A 1,646-nucleotide genomic window follows, 5' to 3' on the forward strand; every position below is an offset into this window, starting at 1 on the left:
ACCACGTAGGAGGCGCACTTGTCGAGCTCGGCGGGCGCGCACTCCTGCCAGATGCCGGTGCCGCCCCGCATCAGGATCTTGTCGGCGTCCTTGACGACGTTGTGCTCGGCGCCGAAGTTGATCAGCGCCCAGGCGTCCTTGGCGTAGTACGTCTCGTCGAACATGACCGCGCGCGGATGGCCGAGGTTGACGAACCGCAGGACCCCCCCGAACGCCGCGATCAGCAACGGTCCCAGCCAGCCCCACAGGGCGCCGCCGGGCATCGGCGGCACCAGCCGGTCGCGCGCCGAGCCCCTCGACCCGCCGGACGGCTGGGGCTCCGGCTGCATCGGTGCCTGGTTGGTGAAGTCGGTCACGGCCACCCGGACATCGTACGGTCCTCTCACCACACCCAGCCCAGGAAAAACCTCTCAGATGCCCAATTCGGGAACTTCCCCCCAGGCCGGGGGCCCATCCGAAATGCGGGAGGATGGAACGGTGACGGACAACGGCAGGCTTGTGCTGGCAGGGGCTCCGATCGGACAGGTGGGCGACGCCTCGCCCCGGCTGCGGCAGGCGCTGGAGAGTGCCGACGTGGTCGCGGCGGAGGACACCCGGAGGCTGCGCCGCCTGGCGGGGGAGCTGGGCGCGGAGATCGGCGGCCGGGTCGTCTCCTACTACGACGCCAACGAGGCCGGGCGTGCCGCCGAGCTCCTCCAGGCACTCCAGGACGGCAAGACCGTGCTGATCATCACCGACGCGGGCATGCCCGGCGTCTCCGACCCCGGCTACCGCCTCACCCACCTGGCGGTCGAGGCGGGGATCACGGTCACCTCGCTGCCGGGACCGTCCGCGGTGACCACGGCGCTGGCCGTCTCTGGGCTGCCCAGCGACCGCTTCTGCTTCGAGGGCTTTCCGCCGCGCAAGGCCGGTGAGCGCTCCCGCAAGCTCTCGGCCCTCGCGGAGGAGGAGCGCACGATGGTCTTCTTCGAGGCGCCGCACCGGCTCCACGTCGCGCTGGCGGCGATGGCGGAGGCGTTCGGCGCCGACCGCCGGGCGGCGGTCTGCCGGGAGCTCACCAAGACGTACGAGGAGGTGCGGCGAGGTGGCCTCGGGGAGCTGGCCGAGTGGGCGGCCGGGGGCGTCAAGGGGGAGATCACGGTCGTCGTCGCGGGGTACGCCGGGCAGGCCCTGCCGCCGGTGATCGGGGACCTGGTCGACGAGGTGGCGCGCCGGGAGGAGACGGGGGTGCCGAGGAAGCAGGCGATCGTGGACGTGGCGAAGTCGGCGGGAATCCCCAAACGCGATCTCTATGACGCTGTCCATCGCGGCTGATTTATCACCATAATTGCCCGAATGGGATTGATACGGGATCGCCTCTTGCCGCCCATGCAGGGAAGCGTGGCCTGGGGCTGGCTGGGACCTTTGCTGGTCGCGGCGTTCGGAGGGGTCCTGCGTTTTGTCAATCTCGGGCGGCCGCACGCGGTCATGTTCGACGAGACGTACTACGCCAAGGACGCCTGGACGCTGATCCACTACGGGGTGGAGCGGGCCTCTCTCGGCACCGTGGAGGACCCGGTCGCCGATCGGATGATCATCGCGGGGAACACCGACTTCCTGGTCAAGTGCACGCCGCCGGAGGCCGACCCCTGCCCGCTCTACGTGGC

The 1,646-nt window shown here is 70.5% G+C and carries 1 protein-coding gene and 2 pseudogenes; 2 read left to right on the forward strand and 1 reads right to left on the reverse strand.

The window, feature by feature from the left end:
• Positions 1-362 (reverse strand): annotated as a pseudogene (locus ACSDR0_RS50425) (phospholipid carrier-dependent glycosyltransferase); the annotation flags it as partial.
• A 97-nt stretch (positions 363-459) separates the two neighbouring features.
• On the opposite strand from ACSDR0_RS50425, the gene rsmI reads away from it, so the two are divergent.
• Together rsmI and ACSDR0_RS50435 are read left to right on the forward strand one after the other, a co-directional pair.
• Entirely contained in the window at positions 460-1,314 is an 855-nt protein-coding gene (gene rsmI / locus ACSDR0_RS50430; protein WP_435296102.1) for a 16S rRNA (cytidine(1402)-2'-O)-methyltransferase, read from the forward strand.
• Positions 1,315-1,368: 54 nt separating this feature from the next.
• A pseudogene (locus ACSDR0_RS50435) lies at positions 1,369-1,646 on the forward strand (phospholipid carrier-dependent glycosyltransferase); the annotation flags it as partial.

Source organism: Streptosporangium sp. G11, from assembly GCF_051192615.1.
Classification (GTDB): domain Bacteria; phylum Actinomycetota; class Actinomycetes; order Streptosporangiales; family Streptosporangiaceae; genus Streptosporangium.

What these genes read in the sequence shown, in the direction of transcription:
- rsmI (WP_435296102.1), top strand. Translation starts at nt 460, where the DNA reads ATGCGGGAGGATGGAACGGTGACGGACAACGGCAGGCTTGTGCTGGCA.